Raw genomic sequence first — 22,288 nt, 5'->3', positions numbered from 1 at the left:
AATGGCAATCGGGAAATGACAGAACTCCTACAACAGGATGGGGGGAGAGAAGGAAAACGAATGCTATAGCTTAGAACCAATACGTGGGGCAGCAAATTATTTATCTCACTGGTGTCAGAGTGGCTCCACCGAATACAGGCAATCTCTATTGAAAAATCAAATTAGCCTCGTTATCGTAATTTCAATCGACGAATCTTATTTTCATTTCGTTCACAAATATACAAATATCCCTGTGAGTCCAAGGTTAAGCCAGCTGGAGTGTTCACAATCGCCTCGACGGCAATGAGGCCGTCCCCATGCTTCAGCATCCCAGCGTCTTCTTTTGCCACAAAGCGAGCGGCACCGCACCCACCCATATTTTTATCATCATAGCCACTATCACCATTCCCCGCTATGGTAGTAATCACACCGGTCTGGCTATCAACTTTACGAACCCGGTGATTCATCGAGTCAGAAATATAGACATTCCCATCTTGGTCCACCACCGCGCCTTCAGGAACATTAAGCATGGATTTCACCGCTGGCTTCTCATCACCGTCAAACCCATAGCGGCAGATTCCAGCCACAGTGGACATCGTGCCGGTTTTCCGATCTAGCTTTCGAATGCGGTTTGTTCCCTTATCCGTGAGATACAGATCACCATGCCGGTCCACATCGATATCAACCACATCATACAATTTGCACTCAAGAGCAGGCTTGCCATCGTCAAGATATAACGACAAATCCAGTCCATCTGAACACCGCGGCCGCAGTAAACCTTCATCGTTGCTAAAATCTATCCCAATCGCATCGCCAGAAAGGACAATAAGATTTTGAGCTGTCAAAGGACTCACACGCTCATCATCTTCTGCCGTCCAACACCCGGCAATTGTCGTAAGCATTCCTGTTTGTGGATTATAATGCCGAATACGATGGGCTTGCGTATCTGCAATATAAAGATGATCCTGATCGTCAATGGCTATGGCTGCAGGATATGTTAAATTGCATTCCAGGGCTGGGCCATCACCATTAAATCCCCACTGCCCCGTACCAACGATGGTTGTAATGATTCCTGTATCCGCATCAATTTTTCGAATTCGATTGCTACCTGAATCACAGACATAAATATGATTGTGTGAATCGCACAAGACATCTAATGGGAGATAGAGCCCAGCTTCCCCACATGGTCCGTAATCGCCGCTATAACATGTCTCACCAGTCCCCGCGAAGTTATGCAACAGCCCTGTCTCCATATCCACTCGCCTGATTCGGTCAGATCCGGATTCCGCAATGTAGAAAAACCGCCCATCCCGATCAACGGTGACATGGTTAGGCAACGGAATTCCAGATTTCACGGCTCGCTTGCCATCCCCTGTACTCCGTGATTTTCCATTGCCGGCGAAGGTTTCAATAACCCCGATCTCCAACGCGGTCTCTATACTCATAAAAAATTTACCCTTTATGGTTATTCCGAAAACAATCTGGTCCGATTACCACCACGGAAAATACTTTTGCCCCATCGCCGTTTAAGCAAAACTAGGCCTTAGAAGACGCAGGAACCTGTTCCTGAGGAGTGGGCTGGACTGCCTCCGTTTGCATTGGGGTAGCCGTTTCTGTCTTGACGGTCTGCAAAGGCTGTGAAATTTGTGGTTGAGCATTGCCATGGTTAACCGACGCCGTATTTTCAGCCTGGGCCTGGGGATCCAGGTCATACGCCTCTGCCTCATGGACAGATTTCTTGAATCCTTTAATCGCTTTTCCAACCCCTTCGCCCAATTGCGGCAATTTCCCTGCCCCAAAAATGATCAGCACAATCATGAGGATGAGAATTAATTCTGTAAATCCTAAGCTTCCGAACATGGTACCTCTCCTTGTTGGGGTATCACTTTTTTACCATTTCTCTCGAACGCTTGCTAAATCGATCTTTGAGACGATTTCTGGCCTCTTCCGCTTGCTCAAACATCTTACACTTTTCGTAGGTGTTAATCAGATTATAATAGGCCAATGGTTCATCAGGATTATTTTCAACGGCATCTTCCATTATTTTAACCGCCAGATCAGATTTCTTGAGATTTAAGGCAATTTCCATGAGCTTAAAACTCGACTCCAAATTACTTGGATCAAACTGTAATACTTTCATATAAGCCTGCATTGCCATGTCTAACGTATTAAAGTCGGAGATATTGGGGTCATCCAATTTTTCATAGACCCCAGCCAAATTATACCAGGCAATGGGATCTTCAGGTGAAATTTCGATCAGACGTTCGAAATACTCCCTGGCCTCTAAAAATGCATTTTTGTCATTATAGAGTCGGCCGACATTAAAGAGAGCAAGGACATCATAGGGGTTTAATTCCAATGCTCGTTTAAATTGACCAGTGGCCTCATCCAGCATCCCTTTCGTTCCATAGATCGTTCCAAGATTCGAATAGTACATGGCCAGAGACCGATCCATTTCAACACGAATGCCCTCTGCCATTTCAATCGATTTCTTTACTTCCGCCAAGGCTTCGTCCATCCGGCCTTTATTGAAATAGAGCTCACCCAATCGACACCGTGCCTGAAAGTCATCCGGCTCCTCACTCAACAACTTTTCAATCTCAGCAATTTCCTCATCAACCGTTAATGGGTGTTCTTCTGTGGTCGTCTCGCCGGACTGCGGCTCCATCGTTTGGCTTCCAGCACTTTGTTCTTCCATGCGTGTGTCCTAACTACTGTGTTTGCCCGTAAACGGGACGATTTGGTTGATAGAGAAACCCTTCTTGGGCTTTCTTACGGAGCTTTCCCAAAGTTCCTTTTTTATCAATATTTAGCAACATTAACCCAAGCACTACCATCAAGGTCAAATGGGATAATTGGAGCGCATAGCCTGCCATAAACATGAGACCCAGCCCATATCCTGCTAACCGCCCGATCAACACCAACTTAATCACGGTATACGCCCAACAGGTAAAGCCCAACACATAAAATGCAAAGGGAAGATAAAAGGTATAGCCCATTCCCATTTGAAAAATCCAGCCTATCCCCTCGCCAGCCTTTCTGACTTCTTTCGCCACTTCAGGGTTCCAGAGAGAAAGGAAAAAATCCATGAAAAGTAGGGTTAGAAAAGCACTGCCACCGCTAATAACCAAGGTTAATCCCCATCGGCGCTGTTGCTTGTTTTTGGTAATAATTGACGTGGTCCCATAGGCCCAAAATACCAGGATGCTTGAAAGCACCATTAATGCCTCCCCAAGCCTATTACCTTCATGCACCAGGGGTGGGGCATCAAAAATATTGAGCCATCCATAGGTCGTTGACATCGTCTGATAATACAACCATCCGCTAATCCCAAGAAAAAAAGTACCCACCATGAGACGTTGGCTGATTACCCGGTGAGTAGCCCAGTATTCCAAAACAAGAAAAACGAGCAACCCAAACGCCAAAACGTTATAGACAATCGTTCCGACCATAACCGGAGGAAAGAGTAAATAGCCCACAGTACAAGCTACCAATAACGCCGCCAATGGAATAACAAACTTATCCCATTCTCCCACCCATAGCTTTGTCCGTATTTTTTGAACCAGCAAAATACCTAAAATCAGAAAAACCAGAATCGCAGTCATATTCAATAGGACAAACCCTAAGGAAGAGAGCGTCCGAAATCCTATTCTGACCGCTTCATATTTTTCGGCTAACTTGCCAAGATGCATACCCAACCGTGAAACCAGCCGATACAGCACCAATTCAAAAAAGGCTGCAAACAACAAACTCTTGAGCCCCCATTCAAAAAGAAGCCCTGGGCCGTCGATTCTTTCTTGATTCTTTTCAGTAGTAGAAATCATATCTTTGAACTTCAGAGATTGCAGCGCCTGTGTACTGAGATGACAAGATTTTCATCCACAATATATTCTTATCTAAACGCTAGAGGGTTCCACCTCAAGCTGTTTGTTATGACGGGTGATATATAGCAACCCATCCGCCATAGAGTAATTAAATGGTAATTCACACACAACTTCGCTGATCTTTTCATACACATATTGGTACACTTTTTCAGCCTGCTCCGGAGTCATGCCTGATTTTACTTCATAAAAGAACCCTAAGCTCAAATCTTCCGAAGCTGGCCGCATAATTCGTTGAATCCCATACCCCCCTGGATCACTCATAATGGGGGCTTCCTTTTCTAGATCAAACAGACATGGTTGACAGGAAAATCCATAGGAAGAATGCAGTTTCGTATTATTGACAATAAAATTTAAAGTTTCCAAGGACTCTTCTTCCGTTTCAGTCGGAAATCCCACGATTACATAGCAATGCACCGCAATTCCAAGATCAACACAATCGGAACAAATCCGATCAACATTTCCTTGAGTAATCCCCTTCACCATAAAATCCATCAGTCTGGCATTATAGGTTTCCAATCCAAAGACAATTTTCTGACATCCTGCCTCCCGCATGGAGGTCAGTAACTCACGAGATAAATTCTTCTCAAATCGCAACTCGGCCGTCCACTGTAGATCCAACCCTCGATGAATGAGTTCCTTGCACAGTCGTTTCGTTGGAGAAAGTGCAAGGCATTCATCTGTAAAGAAAAAATACCGTGTATCATATTTATGGGACAACGCTTCCAATTCATCAACAACTTTCATCGGATCTTTTTGACGGAAATTCTGATGATCCAAAGTCAATGCACAAAAAGCACAATCCTTATAATAGCACCCTCTAGAAAATTGCACTGGCAATACCGTATGAGGCGCTAAATATTCACCCAAAGGAAACCCATCATAATTGGGGGCTGGGTGCTCCGCGAGATTTTCGGAATAAAATGGCTGATTCACAATTATTTTTCCATCTTGCCGCCAGATGAGATTTGGCACTTTACTAAAATCCTTTTTCCCGTCTAACTGATTTATCAGTTCCAAAAGGGCAGTTTCACCTTCAAAAACAATGAAATCATCAGTCAATTGAAATAGCCGATCACATCGACGGAGATTATCAACCAGTCTGGTAAAAATACTTCCTCCGACGGTTACATGAACCTCAGGATGAATTTCTTTAATTAACTTACAAAGGGTTAAGCCAGGGATAATCTGTGATGTTGCAGTAATGGAGACCCCGACAAAGTTAGGAAGGTCTTCCCCAAAGGCAGGAAGAAAGAATTTTCGATAAAGATCCAGATAGGGGTTTTGGCTTTCATCGTGGATAGCTTGAATAATTTCGCGTGAAGAATAGATAGAATACGCAAATTGATTGTCAACTACCGTCATCCTGGTCGGGAAATATAGGGAAGAGACAACCTCCAACCACCGATCAATCAAAAAGAGGCATTCTCGGTAACGTTCAAGATCATAAAATTCTTCACCACGCAAGGATGCTTTAACCGGCTCGATTTCATCTATCAAATAAGGAAATCGATCAAGGGATTCCACAACACGAGCGTAATGCTCCTTACTCCCATAGCCGGTTTCTCCAGAAACCGAATTTTCAAGCTTTTTCACCAAATCAACTAACCGAGGATGAATATCTAATCCAAATCCTTTGGTTAAGACCTTATCAAGTAACTCAATATTTAAATCACGTTGCTGATGAACAGGAACACCGGATTTTTCAAGAAAGGCTGAAAGGCAGGGCACACTCAAATAGGGCTGTGAGGGATGCCAACTCGGAGGGAATAAAAGTGAAATTTTCACAACGCGGCTCCCAGGTAATGGGGATAATAAGAAACGCGAAAATTGCCTATTTTAAATTTATACACTTCGCATTCTCTTCAATGCAACAATTGGCCATTTCCTGCCAGATAAACTTTCCTATCATTTCACAACGAGTAGGTGTTTATAAAAAAAAACCTCCGGTAATTTCCCCCATTACTGGAGTCCATTACCGGAGGTTTTCAAACTCAATCAGAGTCCTAAATAAAAATGGACCTGATCCAGAAAAGGCTGGAACTTAGTTTGGCATTTGAGCCGTAAACCAAGTCGAAATCCCTTTCATCCCGTTTCGTTCTACGTTGGAACCGTCCCAGACCGCAAAAGCTACCGGGAAGCTGGCCCCTGCCGCGAATTGAACATCATTGGGGTCTTGCGTTTTGAGACTCCGCTTCATAACCACCCGCCAGGTTGGTCCGCTGCAGCAGCCACCCTTCAGTGATCCATACGGCTCCCATAATCCATTCCCCACCACGTCTTGAGACGCTTGGGTTGTCAACGTACTAAAACCATTAGCATTTAAATCTTCGACTGATCCCAACCGCAGATTAGGATCTGACATAATGTTGCCAGACCAAATACCTGGGTTGAATGGCCCTAAGCTCCGACCAATTCGGTCAGGATAAGTCACACCACCAGCTGGCTCTTCATAGTAATAATCCCAGGCTATGGATGGATATTGATTGTCAACATCCCACATACCTGCCACGCCAGCTCCAAGATCTTTTTGCCATTCCGCATTCCAACGCCATATGTTGACCGTCCCACCAGACTGTCCCATACATTGGAATGGGGGAGCCCCTGCGGATTGCACAGGGAATTGTACCGCCACCTGATCCCTGAAATCCTGCGGACCAATGGTGGTATTATTTAATGTTTGATCACCCCAGTTGGCCCAAACGCCGATTTCCTCGCCATTTGTTGCCATCTTGATCATCACAGTTTTCACTGAGATGTTCGGATGCATTGGGGTCGTTATCGTCTGCCCACTTAATGGAGCAACGATACCAGGCACGGATTCCCATACAGGATTTGCCGCATCCATAGGGATTGGGCCAGTAATTTTGCCAACCGGAATCGTTACCGGCTGCGAGACGGCCAGCGGAATCTGTCCCATGGTCAAACCTACACAGACCACCAAGACAGACAGAAGAACGCCAAACACCAGTCGTTTGTTACGCGTCTGCACCAATCTCATAATGACGCATCCTCCTTTGATAAAAGATTAAAACCGAAAAGACTGCTAACTAACTGTTTCCCCAAACGTTTCACCACTTAAAAAACCAAAATTTCAAAAATGCATTATCAAAACATTCACAAGTCATTACCTGATTGCTCAGATGCTCCACTTTCCTTATCTAAAAATGCATCAGCCCCCACTTCACTCATAAGAAGGCTCAGTTCGTTCCCTTTATCCTGAGCACCACATTCAAAACTTTGACCTTCAGGGTTATTGTATGTTGCAGGGCGATAATCAGTTTCTGAATAAGGCTGGGGAGTTACCCCTAAAAATGCAATATCGAAGGCCATCCAATTTGAGGTAAAATCTGCCAGAATTTTATAAAATCCGTAATCGGCTTTTCTTATCAACATTCCTGAAAACAGAGGGACCCACCGACCAATATGCTCTTTAACGAATTTCTTCTCCGCTTCAATAACTGTCTTAAGTTTTTCTGCTCCATCATGAAGAATGGCATATGATTCTTTATAGGCCAAATAATGCATAAACTCTAACTCTACGCTCAAATGATCAAGGCGCTCATGAATATCAGGAGAAAGCTGAAGGCCAAAGGCACTATAAAAACCGGAAATATCTCCCATTACGTATGACTGGCCAAATACATGATCATTTCCAAACAATGTTTCGTATGGCGGACAATCTAAGGCAATGACATTGCTAAACACTCTTCGATGCTCATCGCGTAAATCCTGGAGACTCCAGTTTTCCCCCTCGGATGATATCCAAGCCTCAATCGCATCAAAATTACCCACCAATGCAACAAGGCGCTCCTGCGCCTCTTCTCCGCCTATACTTTGTAGTTCTTTTTTCAAACCTTCTAACGCTAATTTCCCATCTTCAACAAATTCCCCACTTTGAAGATAATCTAAAAATTCCTCATCTTCTGGATACAGATAACCCCATGACACTAGCAGATAAAGCTTACTCCGACAGAGTGCCCGATCAACAGCCGGCGCATCTTTTGGAGATATCTTGACGGCCTTTTCACTTCCGGAAACTGTCATTCCGTTTTTTCCTACTTTTTTCCCCTCTTTAACGCCTGATGTCATATTTCACCTAACTTTTTAAATTTTCCATTTCTCAAGCTTTTGCTTCCATTAGGATCATCTCAGGACCAATTATAATTCATGAAAAAGGGATCAGATAATAGGACAACAGGCCTATGAAGTCAAGACTTCAATATCCCTTCTGGCCCTCAGGTTTTCATAATTTTCGAGCATCTTGAATCCCCTACCCTTAACTCAAAGAATCCACAAAAAACTTAATTTTTATGCCTCCATCCATTTCCCATACTCCCCCTAAAATGTCCATATTCGCACTTTTCTTTTCCAAAGCCTCCCATTCATCCAAACCACTAGACATAAGATCCCATAGACCCATTACCTGGGAACAATTCGAATAGCTGTACGGTCATTTACCGTTCCACAGATATATTGGCATATTCCACACCCCACGCATACCGAATCATCTACACGAATGTGATATGAGGCAAAATCCATCGAGAGAGCATCCGTAGGACACCTAGAAACACACGCATTGCAGCCGGTTTCTGCCGTACACATTTTTGCCCAAACTTTCGCCACTCCCATATTCACCTGAAAACGATCCGCAACAGGTAAAAGGGCCTCCGTAGTACATGCCCCAATACAAGGAAGATCCTCACATAATTTGCATGGGGATTCTCCTGGATAGATAACGGGAGTGTCATTACTCGATAACACTTGAATGGCGTCGTGAGGACAGACTTCGATGCAATCAGCGCATCCGGTACAGCGCTCCAAAAACAACTTCTCCTCCACGGCCCCTGGTGGACGAAGCCACCCCGTTCTCTCAGGAACAGGCTGCTCCTTTTTTATCGGTGAAGGAGCATCACGATGTTTCACAAATTCATGAACAGTCGCGCCAATGGAAATTGCCGATTGCCGAAGAAACATTCTTCGACCTAATGTCGGATTAGATGAAGGCTGTTTTGACAGATCGGATTCCGACATTATGCCCTTTTCACTAGTTCATTAAACTCATTTAATCCAAATTGGACACGAGGAAAGACATTTTATGAATTTATACCACTCCAGAAGCCCGCAGCTTATACACCTCCACGCACCTGTCACAGGACCCATACTCCACATCCCATCCTGGATGGTTTTCGCGAATATAATCTAAGACAAAGCCTTCTAGGGTCTCATCCATGTTTTCTACCCAGGTATAGGTTGGGAATCGACAAAGGGGACAAGGAAACCCTGGGAGAAGCATCGGCTTGGTTGGCACATCAGGAACTTCACTGTCCTCAACCTCAATGGCTCTCTCGATAACCCGGATCGTATCCGAAGCCATTTCTACTAATTCAGCATGAGTAAGATAATCTGCCTGCCAGATCCCTTCAAACACGGATTCCACCTGACCGGGAAGAATCTTTCGATACCAGGAACGGAACTCCCGAAACCGATATTCCTTCGAAAACATCGGCTCTTTCCCTGTTCGGGCAATCCGGCTATCGACATGAAGGTTCCACAGCACACGGTAACGATTTAAAATCAAATGTTCTTCCCCGGGGTTCAACCCCACTTTTGTGTCAGGATCGTACCCAAAGGCCTCATCCAACATGTCGGAAATATGCGTTAACTCATGTCGTAGGTAACGGGTAATGGCTGGATCATAAAATCGCCGCGGGATCAATTTAATCCCTACTCCTTTTTTCCCGGCCTCCTCAAATTGGCGGGATAGCTTTTCCTCAACCACCCCCCATTTCCTAAGAACATCAACCCCTTCCTGATCTTCTTTCAATACACCTCGCACCAACACAATCCCTGTTTTATCTCGCAAAACCGGGAAGTCATCAAAAGCATCACGGAGAATTTCAGCAAACCCCCATTTAGCAAATAAATGTTGATAGAGCCGCTTGAACTCTGGATCCCGGTCGTCAAGAGAAAACTTCTCGTAGATGGGATCCGCAAACTCATGAAACTCATTAAAGTAAGTCGGATCGCCTTCACGCTCAGTCTTTTCAGCAAACGAGTCAATCACCTCCTGAAGGAGGGCGGGTTGAAAACGTATTTCCATGCGCAAAACCTCCGTTTACCGCAAGATCACCACAAGACGAGTTTGGTTTCTCGAAAGATGATCACCGGAATTATAAATTCGCATTGATTTGGGAGGTAGCTATCTTGACTCCCTCGAAAAGCGCCGTTTAGTATCATAACCAGTTGAATTATAGGAATGAGTTTTCCCTTTTGGCAAGAGAATTCCCTTGATCCATTCCCGAAGGCATATAACCGACCACTTATTGTCAATCTGTTTCCGAAGCGAGGAATTTCATGACCCAGCCGACAAGCCCTGACACACTGAGTTCCAATCCCGGGTTCATCCATAATCCCGATTCCCAACCCTCACCACTCATTGATTCACTAGCCTATTGGAAAGGCGGTGCTAAGGAACTGAAGTCGTTCCGTGGTCACACACAAGAAATATGGGCTGTCTCCTTTTCCCCTGATGGCCTGACACTAGCCAGCGGAGGGAATGATCGCTTTATCCGGATTTGGGATATTGAAACCGGCCGCCTTCTTCGATCTTTACGAGGCCACACCCTTACCGTTCGAGAAGTCAAACATAGCCCTGATGGTCAAATGATCGCTTCAGCGAGTGAAGACCGGACTATTCGGCTTTGGAATCCTCAAACGGGGGAATCCCTTCGATTACTCTTTACTCGTTATGACCATGGCGTAACCAGCATTTCATTTTCCCCAGATGGCCTCATGCTCGCTAGGGCTGGCCAAAATAAAGACATCAAAATCTGGGAAGTAACCACAGGCACCGAACTCATGACGCTCCTTGGAAAAGACCAATACGACCATAATTGGAGCGTCTGCACAGCATTTTCTCCGGACGGCATTCACCTGGTGGCTGGCACCGACGTCGGGAAAATCAAGCTCTATGAAGTTCTGCCAAGCGGGGAAGAAAAAATTGTTCACGACGGCCATTGGAGAGATGATGCCGACGACGAATCGACTGAAAGTCGTGGTTTTTACGTAGACGACCAAGGTGGATTTCAAAAGCCCATGGAATATTGGATTGGGGCACTAACCTTCACTCCTGATGGAGCCACGATGATTTCCGGAAGTCGTGACTGTACGATTAAATTCTGGGACATGCCGACGATGGAAGAGCGCCGCACACTGAAAGGCCACTCGGCATGGGTTAGAAATCTTATTGTGACCCAGGATGGACAGGTACTTATCAGTGCGAGTGATGATGGGACCGTCAAAATGTGGGATATTCAAACTGGACGTCTATTCAGGACGATTCAATCACACAAAGGACCTGTCAGGGGGATTTCCCTTTCATCTGATGGGAAATACCTCGCCACGGCTGGAAACGATCGGATCATCACCCTATGGGAAGGTGGAGCATAAACTATTTTCCATCTAGGAAACCTAAGCGACAAGCACACATGGCGTAGTTCTTTTCTTAAAGAGAACTGCCCTTTCAATCATCATCCCGATCGACCTTCTCAGGATTCGTGTCATCGCATTCCCGAACAATTCCATACCTTTTACATTTTTCCCAAAGACCTTTTCTGGATAATCCCAAAACCCTCGAGGCCGTCATCCGACTCCACCCAGTTCGATTAAGTATTTCAAGAATATGCCCCCGTTCAAAATTTTCCCGCGCTTCGGCCAAAGTTTCCATCGCCCCATTCTTCACGCCTCTCCTCCCTTCCTGGTCCCCGCAAAACCCGCATCCTTTTTGGGGTTCACCCCCCGCATATGGACATCGACTCTGTCCACAGAGATCCCAAACCTGGATTTCTTGAGTGTGTTGTGCCAAAGCTAACGCACGTTCAATGGTATTTTCTAATTCTCTGACATTCCCCGGAAAGGAATACTGCAGCAACACCTCTCGAGCTTGCCGTGACAAGGCTTTTGCTTCTTGGTGATTTCGATCTGACATCGTCTTCAAAAAATGTTGGGCGATCATGAAAATATCTTCTCGACGTTCTCGGAGAGGGGGAAGCTGAACTGGAACCACATTCAATCGATAATAGAGATCCTCGCGGAATCGTCCTTGCTCAACTTCTTTCCGCAAATCTTTCTGCGTTGCACACACCAATCGCACATCCACTTCAATCGTGTCATTTCCCCCGACGCGTTCGAATTGCCGTTCCTGTAAAACACGAAGCAATTTAATCTGGACCAACGGGGAAATTTCGCCGATTTCATCCAAAAAGAGCGTTCCCTGATGAGCAAGTTCGAACCGACCATGCCGTTGTCTGAGGGCCCCCGTAAACGCCCCTTTCTCATGCCCAAACAACTCAGCCTCCAATAGTGTTTCCGGTAGGGCGGCACAACTCACTTTGACCAACGCATGATTTCGGCGTGCGCTATTGGCATGTATGGCATTGGCGATCAACTCCTTTCCCGTTCCACTTTCACCAACCACTAACACCGTCGCGTCAGTGACCGAGACTAACTTGATTTTTTCCAGCACTTGTCGCATTCGCTCATTTTTTCCCACAATCCCTTGAAAACTAAATTTCTTTTCCAATTCATCCCGTAATACACGATTCTCTTCCCTTAGAGCGACCACTGTGCATACCCGTTCCACACTCAACAACAATTCATCCATGGAAAACGGTTTCGTGATGTAATCGTAGGCACCGCTTTTCATCGCATCGACGGCCGTGTCAACAGAACCGTGCGCAGTAATGACAATCACTTCCGTGCCTGGGCAATGTTCCCTGCACTGCTTCACAATATGAAGTCCGTCCACACCGGGTAATCGCAAATCAGTAATCACCAAATTAAACCGTGAAGTCCTCAACCGCTCCAGTCCCTCCAATCCGGAACTGGCTTCCTGTACCCCATAGCCGATCGCTTTCAGGGCATCCACCATAGAGACCCGCATCAAGGGCTCATCATCAATTATCAGAATTGAACCGTGAGTCATGTGCCGACCTTCACAGGAATGCCCGAACGAGATCGAACCAATGGCAAGCGAATGGTAAATCGAGTTCCTTTTCCCTCTTCACTGTCAACCAACATCTCACCTGCATGCTGCTGCACGATTCCCAAACTCACCGACAATCCTAACCCGGTCCCCTCTCCAGTCCCTTTTGTCGTAAAAAAAGGATCGAAAATATGAGGACGAATCTCTGGGGGTATTCCACACCCAGTATCCTCAACCTCAATTTCATATCCTTCTTCCTGTTTTCGAGTACGCAACGTCACTTGGCCACCTTCTTTGAGTGCCTGAACCGCGTTCAGGACTAAGTTCATAATCACCTGCTCAATCATATGCGCATCGACCATCACCGAAGGAAGTGTCTCATCATAGAACTTACTCAGAGTAGCATGTTTGACCAAAAATACATGCTCGGTCAATACCAAGACTCGGTCTAAAATTTGATGAAGATCGGTCATGGCTAATTCCGGTTCGCGTTGTTGGGAAAAATCCAGGAGCTGCCGAACGATGCGTTGAACGCGTCGTAATCCATCCTCCATAAAATGCAAATACTCCTGAGATCGCTCCGGGGTCAAAGTCCCCTTTCGAATATTGTATAAACAATTCAAAATTCCCCCTAACGGATTGTTGATTTCATGAGCAACCCCGGCGGCCAGCTTCCCAATGGACGCTAATCGTTCAGAATTCTGCACCTGTCGTTCCAAATGCTTGCGCTCCGTAATGTCCCGGGCGATGCCCAATACTCCTGTGTAGACGCCTTCATCATTGAGAAGCGGAGCCACACTCACCATCACCGCCCGCAACTCTCCCTCTCGACTGACCACCTCCACTTCATAAACTTGCTTCGTCCCAAGATCCAATGTCTCTTTCAAATACCGACCACGATACCGCTTGGAGAGTAACGAGAGATACGGCTTACCAAGCAAGTCTTCTTTTCGATATCCCCAGGCATCAATTTTTCCATTGACATAAGTAAACCGTAAATCAACATCCAAGGTATAAATCACGTCATTCGCATTTTCCAACAAACTTTCGATGTACAACTTGGCTTGTTCAATTTCCCGAGTACGCTCAGAGACTTTCTCTTCCAAGACTTCATTGTATCGTTGCAGTTCAGCTTCAAATTTTTTATGCTCGGTAATATCTCGTAACTGGACCATGATTGAGGCTCTTCCACCCATATCAATACGAACCAGATCCATCTCCATGAATTTCATAATGCCTTGCCGATCATAGACCTCAATCTCTGTCGTGGGCACCTTCGGCTCCTCACCGCTGACCCGTTCCAACAAACTTTGACTGACGACCTGGAATGCCGGTGGAACAAGCTTCACGAAGGAAGCGCCCTCTAAATCAGCAGGAACATACCCTAGAATATCCCGTTCACGGGCGTTGACATCCAAGATCCGACCTTCCGAATCAACCACAAAAATTGAATCGGCAGCCAAATTAAATAGCGCCTTATATCCCGTCTCTGATTCAGACAATTGTTGGGTTCGTTCGGCCACAATCCCTTCCAGTTGGGTGGTATACCGCTCAACTTCACGCTCCAGAGCCTTTCGGGCAGTGATATCCCTCACAAATCCTCTCGAATACACCACCAAATGGGTTCCCGGATCCATCAAAGTCGTTGAATGAATTTCCACATCCATCACTTCACGCGATTGCGTCCGAAAGACGGTTTCGATGGAGCGAGCCCCGCCTAAGCCTAACCCTTGGACGTAGGCCTGCACCCCTTCTCGTTGTTCCACCGGAACAATATCCCAGAGCGACATCTCAAGCATGTCGGCTAGTGAGTATCCCAGCTTCTGCAACTCGGTCGTATTGACATGAACGAACCGCCCTGCGGGATCTAATTGATGAATCATTTCCGGAGCATTTTCAATGAGATCACGATATTTCTGCTCCAATCGCCCAATTTCATCCACTTTCTGATTCAACTCAGAAAATGAATGTTGAAGATTGTCCGCCATGGCATTAAATGTGTCGGCCAAGCGTTCGATTTCATCACCGGTACGGATTGCAATCTTTTCCGAAAGATTCCCACCCCCAAATTGCTCAACTCCTTGCGATAAGACTTGAATGGGCTTCACGATCCGGCCTGCAACCACGACTCCCGCCCCCCACAAGATGACAAAAACGGCGACGCCATAGAAGATGACCTTGCTTAATAATTGATCCAGCGGAGCGTACGTTTCGGCAGAATCTTGACTGGTCAACATATGCCAGGACTTACCCCCAAAACTTTCTGGGGCAAGTGGCATCCCCAAGTGTAGTGGAGCATAGCCGACAATGGCATTCTGCATACCATGTGAATCTGGATCAGCAACCAACCACCCAACTCCACCTTGTTGAAACGCACTGACCACATCAGAGGGCATCACATGCTCTTCCAAAGAAAACGCGGGGCAGAGAATCGGCATCCCATCAGAAGCGGTTAACATGGCATGACCTGTTTTCCCGGCGGCCACTTCAGAAATCGACCGAAATAACGAATCTCTCCTCAGAAGAATACTAATGGCTCCCACTACATGCTGACGAAGATCATCCCAAATAGGGACACCAACATTCAGGACATGAGTCCCAAACTCTGGATCAAATGACAGATCGCTCACAAACGCGTGGGCATCATTATGCTGAACGACCGCCTCCCACCAAAGACTGCGTCCATGGAAAAAATTTACTTGCGGGAAAGAGCTCAATACCAGCGCTCCTTGCGTATCGACCACAACAATGGCGAGATAATCCGATTTTCTGATCGCATGCCATTGAATCAGGTAGTCAGTGGCATATTTGTTCAGAAATACCGGAAACTCCTCCATACCGGATTGAATCCGCCAACTTTCCTGCCACTGCTGAATAAGGGCCTGAATTTCGTCCGGATTTTTATCAACATAACTCCGGTTCGAATTTAGGACGGCACTTCGAATAAACGGAATGGTGGCCAGCTGTTGCGCTTCATTCACCCCACGAATAATCTGGGTCTCGACTTTACGGGCCACTTCAACCGCAATCCCCTTCATGGTGATACCGGCCGCTTCCCTTAGTGCCCGTTTTTCTTCAAAATATGTGAGGAGAAGAGAAAGAATAAGTGGCAAAAGACCAACCAGCACCATAGCCAGGATCGTCTTGCCCTTTAGTTGGAGGGGAAACCCAAAGCTTTTCACTTTGGTAACATTGAAAAATCCATAAAGAACATCTCACTCCTATAATTTTCTATATTTTGGTGCTCCTTTTTCCTTGATGTCAAGAAACGGTAACAGGGAAGACTATTTACCCCGGCTTAATAGCTTTCCCTCTGCGCCAGGCCACAGTAGGAGGAGCGGACTCGCGACAAAAATCGAGGAATAGGTTCCAATCATGACACCCAACAATAAGGCCAAAGAAAAATCGTGTAACACTTCCCCTCCCCAAATGGTTAACGGAACCAAGACCAGAACAACAGTCAATGTCGTAATTAATGTCCTGCTTAAGACCTGATTAATCCCGTTATTGATTATCGTCGTCGTCGTCTCACGTCTCCTCTGACGAAGATTTTCACGAATACGGTCAAACACAATCACCGTATCGGTCAAAGAATATCCTGCCAGGGTCAATAGCGCAGTCACCACCAGCAACGTAATTTCTGTATTCAATAGAAAATAAATCCCCAATACCGCAAGAACGTCATGAAATGTGGCAATGGCCGCAGCCACCCCAAAACGAAACTCAAAACGAACGGCAACATAGAGAATAATTCCTGCAAGCGAAAGGATGATCGCTATCAAGGCATCTCCTTGTAGTTTCTTCCCAATTGTGGGACCGATTGAGGTACTGGAGTCCACCACAAACCCATGATCAGGAAATTCAGCTTGAAAGGCCTGAATGATGTTCTTACTGACGCCTTCTTCGATCGTGGTTTCTGTTTTCACGCGTATCAAGAGCTTTTGATCCTGGGGAAACTCCTGAAGCTCGGCGGCACCCAATCCATGCGCATCCAAGGCTTTCCTGGCTTCGGCAATCAGGAGGGGCTTATCAAATTTCAGTTGGACCGCCGTCCCACCGGCAAAATCAATCCCCAAATTGGCCCATCCCACCAGAATGGCGATAACGGCCAACAATCCCAGAGAAACCAGAAAGCCTGATACCATGAAGGCAATGTTCCGCTTTCCCATAAAATCAATATCTGTTTTCCCCAGAATTTCCATCATAATCTATCAGCGCTCCTCCCTAAAGAATATCTTATGCCCATCTACTTATGTTGACGCCCCGAATGAAAGAATGCTCATTTTCAAAAAAGCCGCATGTCTGCTCTCCGACCCATCACGATAATAAAGCTCTTCAAGCACTTCTCAATCCAGACGACCCATTAGATACTGAGCGTATCCAACTTTCGTCGATTCATGAAATCAAACACCACCTTTGTCCCGACCAACGCCGTAAACAAGTTAATGGCAATTCCCAAGCACAAGGTCACCGCAAACCCCTTGATGGGTCCGGTTCCAAATAAAAACAGTGCTAACCCGGTAATCAAGGTCGTCACATGGGAATCGACGATCGTTAAAAACGCCTTATTATATCCACTATCTACGGCTAAACGAACGGGGCGGCCCTGGCGGAGCTCCTCCCTGATTCGCTCAAATATCAACACATTGGAGTCGACTCCCATTCCAATCGTCAAAATAATTCCGGCAATACCCGGCAAAGTTAAGGTGGCATTGAGCCCTGATAAAGCTCCCAGCAAACAAATTAAATTAAGAAAAACGGCCATATTGGCAATGACGCCGGAAAGCCGGTAATACACAATCATAAAGATCAGGACCAACGACCCGGCAATAATAGTTGTTCGCAACCCTTTCTCAATAGAATCCTGTCCCAGGGAAGGCCCCACGGTTAAATCCTGCAAGGTTTTCAAGGGTGCCGGTAACGCACCGGCTCGGAGCACCACCGCCAGATCATTCGCTTCTGCCGTTGTAAAGGTCCCTTCAATGATCGCCCGTCCGCCGCTAATGCGATCTCGAATGACCGGTGCCGAATACACCTTTCCATCCAAGACCACAGCCATCCGCTTACCGATATTGGCAGCCGTCAGCTCATCAAATTCTCGTGCCCCTTTGCTGTCAAAGGTAATACTGACAATCGGCTCATTGAAATCACCAATCGTCACGCGTGCATCCTGCAACACGTCACCAATCAGAACGGCATCTTTTTTTACGAGATAAGGAATGCTATACGCCCGCCCATCGGGTTCCGAGACTGCAGATTCGAATAAAATTTCTGCCCCTTCAGGAATTTTCCCTTCCAACGTCTTCCGTACCGTGTCTTCTTGGCCTTTTTCCACTTGAGGCGGTAAATCTAAGGCCGCCTTGGACTCCTCCAATAATTTAAATTCTAAGAGGGCCGTTTCTTGAATGAGATCTTTAGCCCGTTGAGGGTCCTTGACCCCAGGCAATTGAATCGCAATTTGGTTGAGCCCCAATCGTTGGATGAGAGGTTCGGCCACCCCAAATTCATCAATCCGGTTTCTGAGGGTTTCAAGTGCCTGATTGATGGCTGAGGTTTTAACCCGATCCTCCTCGGTGGCTCGGAGTTCGTATACCAAGCGCGTTCCCACTGGATTTTGCGACACAAAGTTCGGGAAAGCCTCATCGAGAAGCGTTCGGACTGCCTCCCCATCGGCTTCTTGTTGAAGGGTGATGACGATCGTTTTCGAGCCCTCACGACGAACCCCTTCCACCACGATTGCCTTGTCCTTCAGCAGATCATCAACAGCCTTACGGATTCGATCAACAGCAATCTCCACGGCTCGTTCCTCTTCTACCTCCAAGACCAGGTGGATTCCTCCCTGAAGATCCAGGCCCAAGGAGAGTCCACGATGGCTCAATACCCGCTTGACGCCATCAGGTAATGACTCAAACAGCCATGGAAACGAAGGAAGGGCCAGGATGGCGGACACCACCGTAACCACAAAAAGGAGAAACAACCTCCCACGAAGCTTTTTCATTCATCTACCCCTTGATCCATCATGATTCATTCGACGTGCGGATGCTCGCGACATGATCGCGTTGCAACCGGATTTTTGTATTATCCGCGACTTGCAGGGTAGCCGTCTCCTTATCCAAATTGGTAACGGTTCCCCAAATCCCTGAAGACGTAATGACCTTATCCCCTTTTTTTAGGCTCTCCAACAACTCCCGTTGTTTTTTTTGTCGACGTTGCTGCGGCAAAATTAGCAGAAAATAAAACACCACAAAAATCAGAAGAAACGGAATGAGCGATAATAAGCCGGCTGAGGATTCGGGTCCGGCTCCTCCGGCTTGAGCCCAGGCATAGGAATCTAGATTCATAAGTACCTCAATGTAAATGTTTCTGTGGTCAATCCATTCGATCAGGTCGTCACGTCCTGAATGAGCGTTTCACTCGGATCACATTCGCGCCGCCGGTAAAAGTCTTTCCGGTAGTCGTCAAACTGATTCGCGCTGATTGCTTGTCGTAATCCCTTCATGAGCGAGCCATAGTACCAAAGATTATGGACCGTATTCAGACGTACGCCCAACATTTCATGCGATAGAAACAGGTGTCGTAGATATGCCCTGGAAAACCGTTGGCATACCGGACACCCACATTCGGCATCAATTGGATTTGGATCACGGGTGTAGCGGGCTTGTTTAATCAACACCTTGCCTGTCGAGGTAAACAACCAGCCTGTTCTTCCATGCCGGGTCGGGATGACGCAATCAAATAAATCCAATCCACGAGCTACCCCTTCCACAATATCTTCAGGAAACCCAACTCCCATTAAGTAGCGGGGACGGCTAGGGGGAAGCTGATCAATCACGGTCTCAATCATCGTCAACATGGCCGGTTTTTCTTCTCCCAATGATAATCCACCCAAGGCATAGCCATCCATGTTCAGATTAACCAACTCCTGAGTCGACTCTTGTCTCAACTGGGAAAAGACACCACCCTGCACAATTCCAAATAACCATTGATGCTCTTTTTTCGGCACCACCGCACATCGCTTAGCCCACCTGGTCGTTCGCTGTACGGCTTCACGCGCTTGCTGTTCGGTACAAGGAAAGGTCGGACAATGGTCAAGAACCATCATAATATCGGACCCAAGTGCGACTTGAATGGCCATGCTTTTTTCCGGTGAAAGTAAATGCCACGCACCGTCGATATGAGAACGAAAGCCCACTCCCTCCTCCGCCACCTTACAGAGATCGGCCAGGCTCACCATCTGGTAGCCACCACTATCTGTCAAAATTGCTCCGGGCCATTGCATGAAAGCATGGAGTCCTCCCAGAGATTCAATGAGTTCATGGCCAGGTCGCAAGAACAAATGATAGGCATTTGCCAAGATCATTTGAAACCCGCATTCGCGGATTTCGTTCGGGTCCAGTCCTTTGACCGTCCCCTGTGAACCGACCGGCATGAAGGCCGGAGTATCAATCTCTCCATGGGAGGTAACTAATCGTCCAACCCTCGCACGGCCCGAAGACAACGTATGCTGAATATGAAAACGACGGGGATCTGACTGTGAGGTGGATGGTTCTTTAGGCATTATCTCTGTGTCTGCTTGGCCTTCACGCACGTCACATTTTTTCCGGCGCGGATATTCCCAGGAGTCCAAGCCCATTACCAATGACTGTCTGGACTTGCCGAAGCAGGGCTAAGCGAGCGGCGGTCAAATCCGGCGAAATACTTTCGTACGTACGATCCCGACTCGTCGCTGTAATATCTCCACTTTCCCCGAATTTAATGTTTTCTCTCGTATCTCCGGTGTTACTCTCAGGATCCACTGAGGGAAGGACCCGATTTTTGTTGTAGTAGGCATGCAATTGGGCAGCAAGCTCTTGGAGATAAAACGTGATCCGATGGGGTTCTAAGGCTATTGCACTGTTTTCGACCACAAAAGGATACTGTGCCAATGTTTTAATAAGCCCTAATTCTTCATCCCGAATCAATAATGCCTGATCAACCTCCTGCATAACGGGAAGGCGTATTTGACGTTCCTGTGCCACTCGAAAGAGACTGGCCAATCGAGCATGCGCATACTGAACATAATAGACGGGATTATCCGAAGAATGTTGTTTGGCCAACTCCAAATCAAAATCCAAATGCGTGTCGGCGCGTCTCATCAGGAAAAAGAACTTGGCCGCATCTGGACCAACCTCATCAATCACCTCGCGCAGGGTCACAAATTCACCAGTTCGCTTCGACATCTCAATTTTTTGTCCACCACGTCGCAAACTCACCATTTGCACTAAAACGATCCGCAAAGCCTCCTTGGCAAAACCGAACGCTTGAACCGTGGCCTCCATCCGTGGAATATAGCCATGATGATCAGCACCCCAAATGTTTATTAAGGTATCAAAACCACGTTCTAATTTTTGTCGATGGTAGGCGATATCGGCCGCTAAATAGGTATAGCTCCCATCCTGTTTTTGAGCCACACGATCTTTTTCATCTCCAAACTGAGATGAACGAAACCACCAGGCTCCCTCCTCTTCTATGAGTAGCCCTTTCTGTCGAAGTTCGTCTAACGACTGATGAATAAGACCAGTCGTATGCAGGGATGTCTCGCTAAACCAGGTTTCAAATTCAACACCAAATGTGGCCAAATCTTCTTTGATCCGATCCAAAAGCATCTGACTGGCCAATTGTGCACAGAGCGTCTCGGCCTTATCCGATGAGCCATCCAGTAAGGTTTCCCCATGAGTCTTCGCCACCGACTCAGCCACAATTTTTATATAGTCTCCATGATAGCCATCCTCTGGAAACGATGACGGTTTGCCCCAATGCTCTCGATAACGGGCATAGACGGAACGACCCAATAAATGTAATTGACGACCGGCATCGTTAATATAATATTCACGAAAAACCGAAAATCCGACAGATTTCAATAACCTGGCAATGGCCTGTCCCAATGCAGCTCCTCGTCCATGCCCGACATGCAACGGCCCGGTCGGATTCGCACTCACGAACTCCAGGAGAATGCGTTTCCCTTTCCCGATGTCGCTGGTCCCATATAACGATCCATTGTCCTGAATCATCCCTAGAACTTGAATCCACCGGAGGGGATGGAGAGTCAAATTCAAAAATCCTGGAGGGGCAACGTTAACCTGGACGAATACATCTGAAAACTGCGCACGAAGTCCCGCTGCCAACAGTTCGGCTACTTTCAAAGGTGGTTGTCGAACTTGTGCGGCCAATGTCATCGCGACACTGCAAGAAAAGTCTCCCCATTCCGGTCGTTTAGGAGGTTCCACGACAATGGTAGGAATAGTGTCTAGAGTTAATTCGCCGGATTCCTTGACCCTGCCTAGGATAACCGCGATGGCCTCAATGACTTGATTTTGGAGAAATTTCTCCATGCTGAAATATCCTATCTACGCAGAATATATGGGTTTTTCAATAACCGCGGCGAATGTAGCACAGCATTCTA

The 22,288-nt window shown here is 46.7% G+C and carries 17 protein-coding genes; 1 reads left to right on the top strand and 16 read right to left on the bottom strand.

Translation table 11 applies throughout. The features are described from left to right. Positions 1 to 170: 170 nt before the first annotated feature. The 9 genes from AAH187_RS00720 to AAH187_RS00680 form a co-directional block, all read right to left on the bottom strand. The gene (locus tag AAH187_RS00720) at positions 171 to 1,424 is read right to left on the bottom strand and encodes an SMP-30/gluconolactonase/LRE family protein (protein ID WP_342346513.1); all 1,254 of its coding nucleotides are present in this window, start codon (positions 1,422 to 1,424) and stop codon (positions 171 to 173) included. A 91-nt stretch (positions 1,425 to 1,515) separates the two neighbouring features. Next, positions 1,516 to 1,839, bottom strand: a complete 324-nt coding sequence (tatA, locus tag AAH187_RS00715; protein WP_342346512.1) for a twin-arginine translocase TatA/TatE family subunit — start codon at positions 1,837 to 1,839, stop codon at positions 1,516 to 1,518. Positions 1,840 to 1,861: 22 nt separating this feature from the next. Continuing rightward, entirely contained in the window at positions 1,862 to 2,677 is an 816-nt protein-coding gene (locus AAH187_RS00710; RefSeq protein ID WP_342346511.1) for a tetratricopeptide repeat protein, read from the bottom strand. A 13-nt stretch (positions 2,678 to 2,690) separates the two neighbouring features. Beyond that, positions 2,691 to 3,803: a hypothetical protein gene (locus tag AAH187_RS00705; RefSeq protein ID WP_342346510.1), complete on the bottom strand. Its 1,113-nt coding sequence runs from the start codon at positions 3,801 to 3,803 to the stop codon at positions 2,691 to 2,693. Between the two features lie 72 nt (positions 3,804 to 3,875). Beyond that, positions 3,876 to 5,648 carry a radical SAM protein gene (locus AAH187_RS00700; protein ID WP_342346509.1) on the bottom strand — a complete coding sequence of 591 codons (1,773 nt, stop codon included), beginning with the start codon at positions 5,646 to 5,648 and terminating at the stop codon, positions 3,876 to 3,878. Positions 5,649 to 5,904: 256 nt separating this feature from the next. After that, positions 5,905 to 6,861, bottom strand: coding sequence for an ethylbenzene dehydrogenase-related protein (locus AAH187_RS00695; RefSeq protein ID WP_312643612.1), 957 nt, complete (start codon positions 6,859 to 6,861; stop codon positions 5,905 to 5,907). Between the two features lie 116 nt (positions 6,862 to 6,977). Next, entirely contained in the window at positions 6,978 to 7,952 is a 975-nt protein-coding gene (locus AAH187_RS00690) for a molecular chaperone TorD family protein (protein ID WP_342346508.1), read from the bottom strand. A 330-nt stretch (positions 7,953 to 8,282) separates the two neighbouring features. Next, complete coding sequence (locus tag AAH187_RS00685; RefSeq protein WP_342346507.1) at positions 8,283 to 8,894, bottom strand: 4Fe-4S binding protein; 612 nt, start codon at positions 8,892 to 8,894, stop codon at positions 8,283 to 8,285. 70 nt (positions 8,895 to 8,964) lie between these two features. Beyond that, on the bottom strand, positions 8,965 to 9,963 hold the full coding sequence (locus AAH187_RS00680) for a hypothetical protein (protein ID WP_342346506.1): 999 nt from the start codon (positions 9,961 to 9,963) through the stop codon (positions 8,965 to 8,967). Positions 9,964 to 10,217: 254 nt separating this feature from the next. Here AAH187_RS00680 and AAH187_RS00675 point away from each other — a divergent pair, with 254 nt between their 5' ends. After that, positions 10,218 to 11,312, top strand: coding sequence for a WD40 repeat domain-containing protein (locus AAH187_RS00675; RefSeq protein ID WP_342346505.1), 1,095 nt, complete (start codon positions 10,218 to 10,220; stop codon positions 11,310 to 11,312). A gap of 73 nt (positions 11,313 to 11,385) precedes the next feature. Here AAH187_RS00675 and AAH187_RS00670 read toward each other — a convergent pair whose 3' ends face one another. The 7 genes from AAH187_RS00670 to argS all read right to left on the bottom strand — a co-directional run bounded on the left by AAH187_RS00670 (position 11,386) and on the right by argS (position 22,217). After that, on the bottom strand, positions 11,386 to 12,846 hold the full coding sequence (locus AAH187_RS00670) for a sigma-54 dependent transcriptional regulator (RefSeq protein ID WP_342346504.1): 1,461 nt from the start codon (positions 12,844 to 12,846) through the stop codon (positions 11,386 to 11,388). Then, entirely contained in the window at positions 12,843 to 16,028 is a 3,186-nt protein-coding gene (locus AAH187_RS00665; protein WP_342346503.1) for a PAS domain S-box protein, read from the bottom strand. Before AAH187_RS00665 ends, AAH187_RS00670 begins: the two co-directional genes overlap by 4 nt. A gap of 102 nt (positions 16,029 to 16,130) precedes the next feature. Next, positions 16,131 to 17,051 carry a protein translocase subunit SecF gene (gene secF, locus AAH187_RS00660; RefSeq protein WP_342346502.1) on the bottom strand — a complete coding sequence of 307 codons (921 nt, stop codon included), beginning with the start codon at positions 17,049 to 17,051 and terminating at the stop codon, positions 16,131 to 16,133. Between the two features lie 158 nt (positions 17,052 to 17,209). Continuing rightward, positions 17,210 to 18,844: a protein translocase subunit SecD gene (gene secD, locus AAH187_RS00655; RefSeq protein WP_342346501.1), complete on the bottom strand. Its 1,635-nt coding sequence runs from the start codon at positions 18,842 to 18,844 to the stop codon at positions 17,210 to 17,212. A gap of 19 nt (positions 18,845 to 18,863) precedes the next feature. Continuing rightward, positions 18,864 to 19,187, bottom strand: coding sequence for a preprotein translocase subunit YajC (gene yajC / locus AAH187_RS00650; RefSeq protein ID WP_342346500.1), 324 nt, complete (start codon positions 19,185 to 19,187; stop codon positions 18,864 to 18,866). Between the two features lie 41 nt (positions 19,188 to 19,228). After that, complete coding sequence (gene tgt, locus AAH187_RS00645) at positions 19,229 to 20,404, bottom strand: tRNA guanosine(34) transglycosylase Tgt (RefSeq protein ID WP_342346499.1); 1,176 nt, start codon at positions 20,402 to 20,404, stop codon at positions 19,229 to 19,231. 31 nt (positions 20,405 to 20,435) lie between these two features. Then, positions 20,436 to 22,217 carry an arginine--tRNA ligase gene (gene argS / locus AAH187_RS00640; RefSeq protein WP_342346498.1) on the bottom strand — a complete coding sequence of 594 codons (1,782 nt, stop codon included), beginning with the start codon at positions 22,215 to 22,217 and terminating at the stop codon, positions 20,436 to 20,438. Positions 22,218 to 22,288: the final 71 nt, after the last annotated feature.

The sequence above is a fragment of the uncultured Nitrospira sp. genome, from assembly GCA_902500695.1.
Lineage (GTDB): Bacteria > Nitrospirota > Nitrospiria > Nitrospirales > UBA8639 > Nitrospira_E.
Note: the sequence above shows the minus strand (reverse complement) of the source record. Positions and strands in the feature narration are given on the sequence as shown.

Coding starts and splice junctions, on each gene's coding strand:
- AAH187_RS00710 (WP_342346511.1), bottom strand. CDS start 2,677: ATGGAAGAACAAAGTGCTGGAAGCCAAACGATGGAGCCGCAGTCCGGC.
- yajC (WP_342346500.1), bottom strand. CDS start 19,187: ATGAATCTAGATTCCTATGCCTGGGCTCAAGCCGGAGGAGCCGGACCC.
- AAH187_RS00680 (WP_342346506.1), bottom strand. CDS start 9,963: ATGGAAATACGTTTTCAACCCGCCCTCCTTCAGGAGGTGATTGACTCG.
- argS (WP_342346498.1), bottom strand. CDS start 22,217: ATGGAGAAATTTCTCCAAAATCAAGTCATTGAGGCCATCGCGGTTATC.
- AAH187_RS00695 (WP_312643612.1), bottom strand. CDS start 6,861: ATGAGATTGGTGCAGACGCGTAACAAACGACTGGTGTTTGGCGTTCTT.
- tgt (WP_342346499.1), bottom strand. CDS start 20,404: ATGCCTAAAGAACCATCCACCTCACAGTCAGATCCCCGTCGTTTTCAT.
- AAH187_RS00690 (WP_342346508.1), bottom strand. CDS start 7,952: ATGACATCAGGCGTTAAAGAGGGGAAAAAAGTAGGAAAAAACGGAATG.
- secD (WP_342346501.1), bottom strand. CDS start 18,844: ATGAAAAAGCTTCGTGGGAGGTTGTTTCTCCTTTTTGTGGTTACGGTG.
- AAH187_RS00705 (WP_342346510.1), bottom strand. CDS start 3,803: ATGATTTCTACTACTGAAAAGAATCAAGAAAGAATCGACGGCCCAGGG.
- secF (WP_342346502.1), bottom strand. CDS start 17,051: ATGATGGAAATTCTGGGGAAAACAGATATTGATTTTATGGGAAAGCGG.
- AAH187_RS00685 (WP_342346507.1), bottom strand. CDS start 8,894: ATGTCGGAATCCGATCTGTCAAAACAGCCTTCATCTAATCCGACATTA.
- AAH187_RS00720 (WP_342346513.1), bottom strand. CDS start 1,424: ATGAGTATAGAGACCGCGTTGGAGATCGGGGTTATTGAAACCTTCGCC.
- tatA (WP_342346512.1), bottom strand. CDS start 1,839: ATGTTCGGAAGCTTAGGATTTACAGAATTAATTCTCATCCTCATGATT.
- AAH187_RS00670 (WP_342346504.1), bottom strand. CDS start 12,846: ATGACTCACGGTTCAATTCTGATAATTGATGATGAGCCCTTGATGCGG.
- AAH187_RS00675 (WP_342346505.1), top strand. CDS start 10,218: ATGACCCAGCCGACAAGCCCTGACACACTGAGTTCCAATCCCGGGTTC.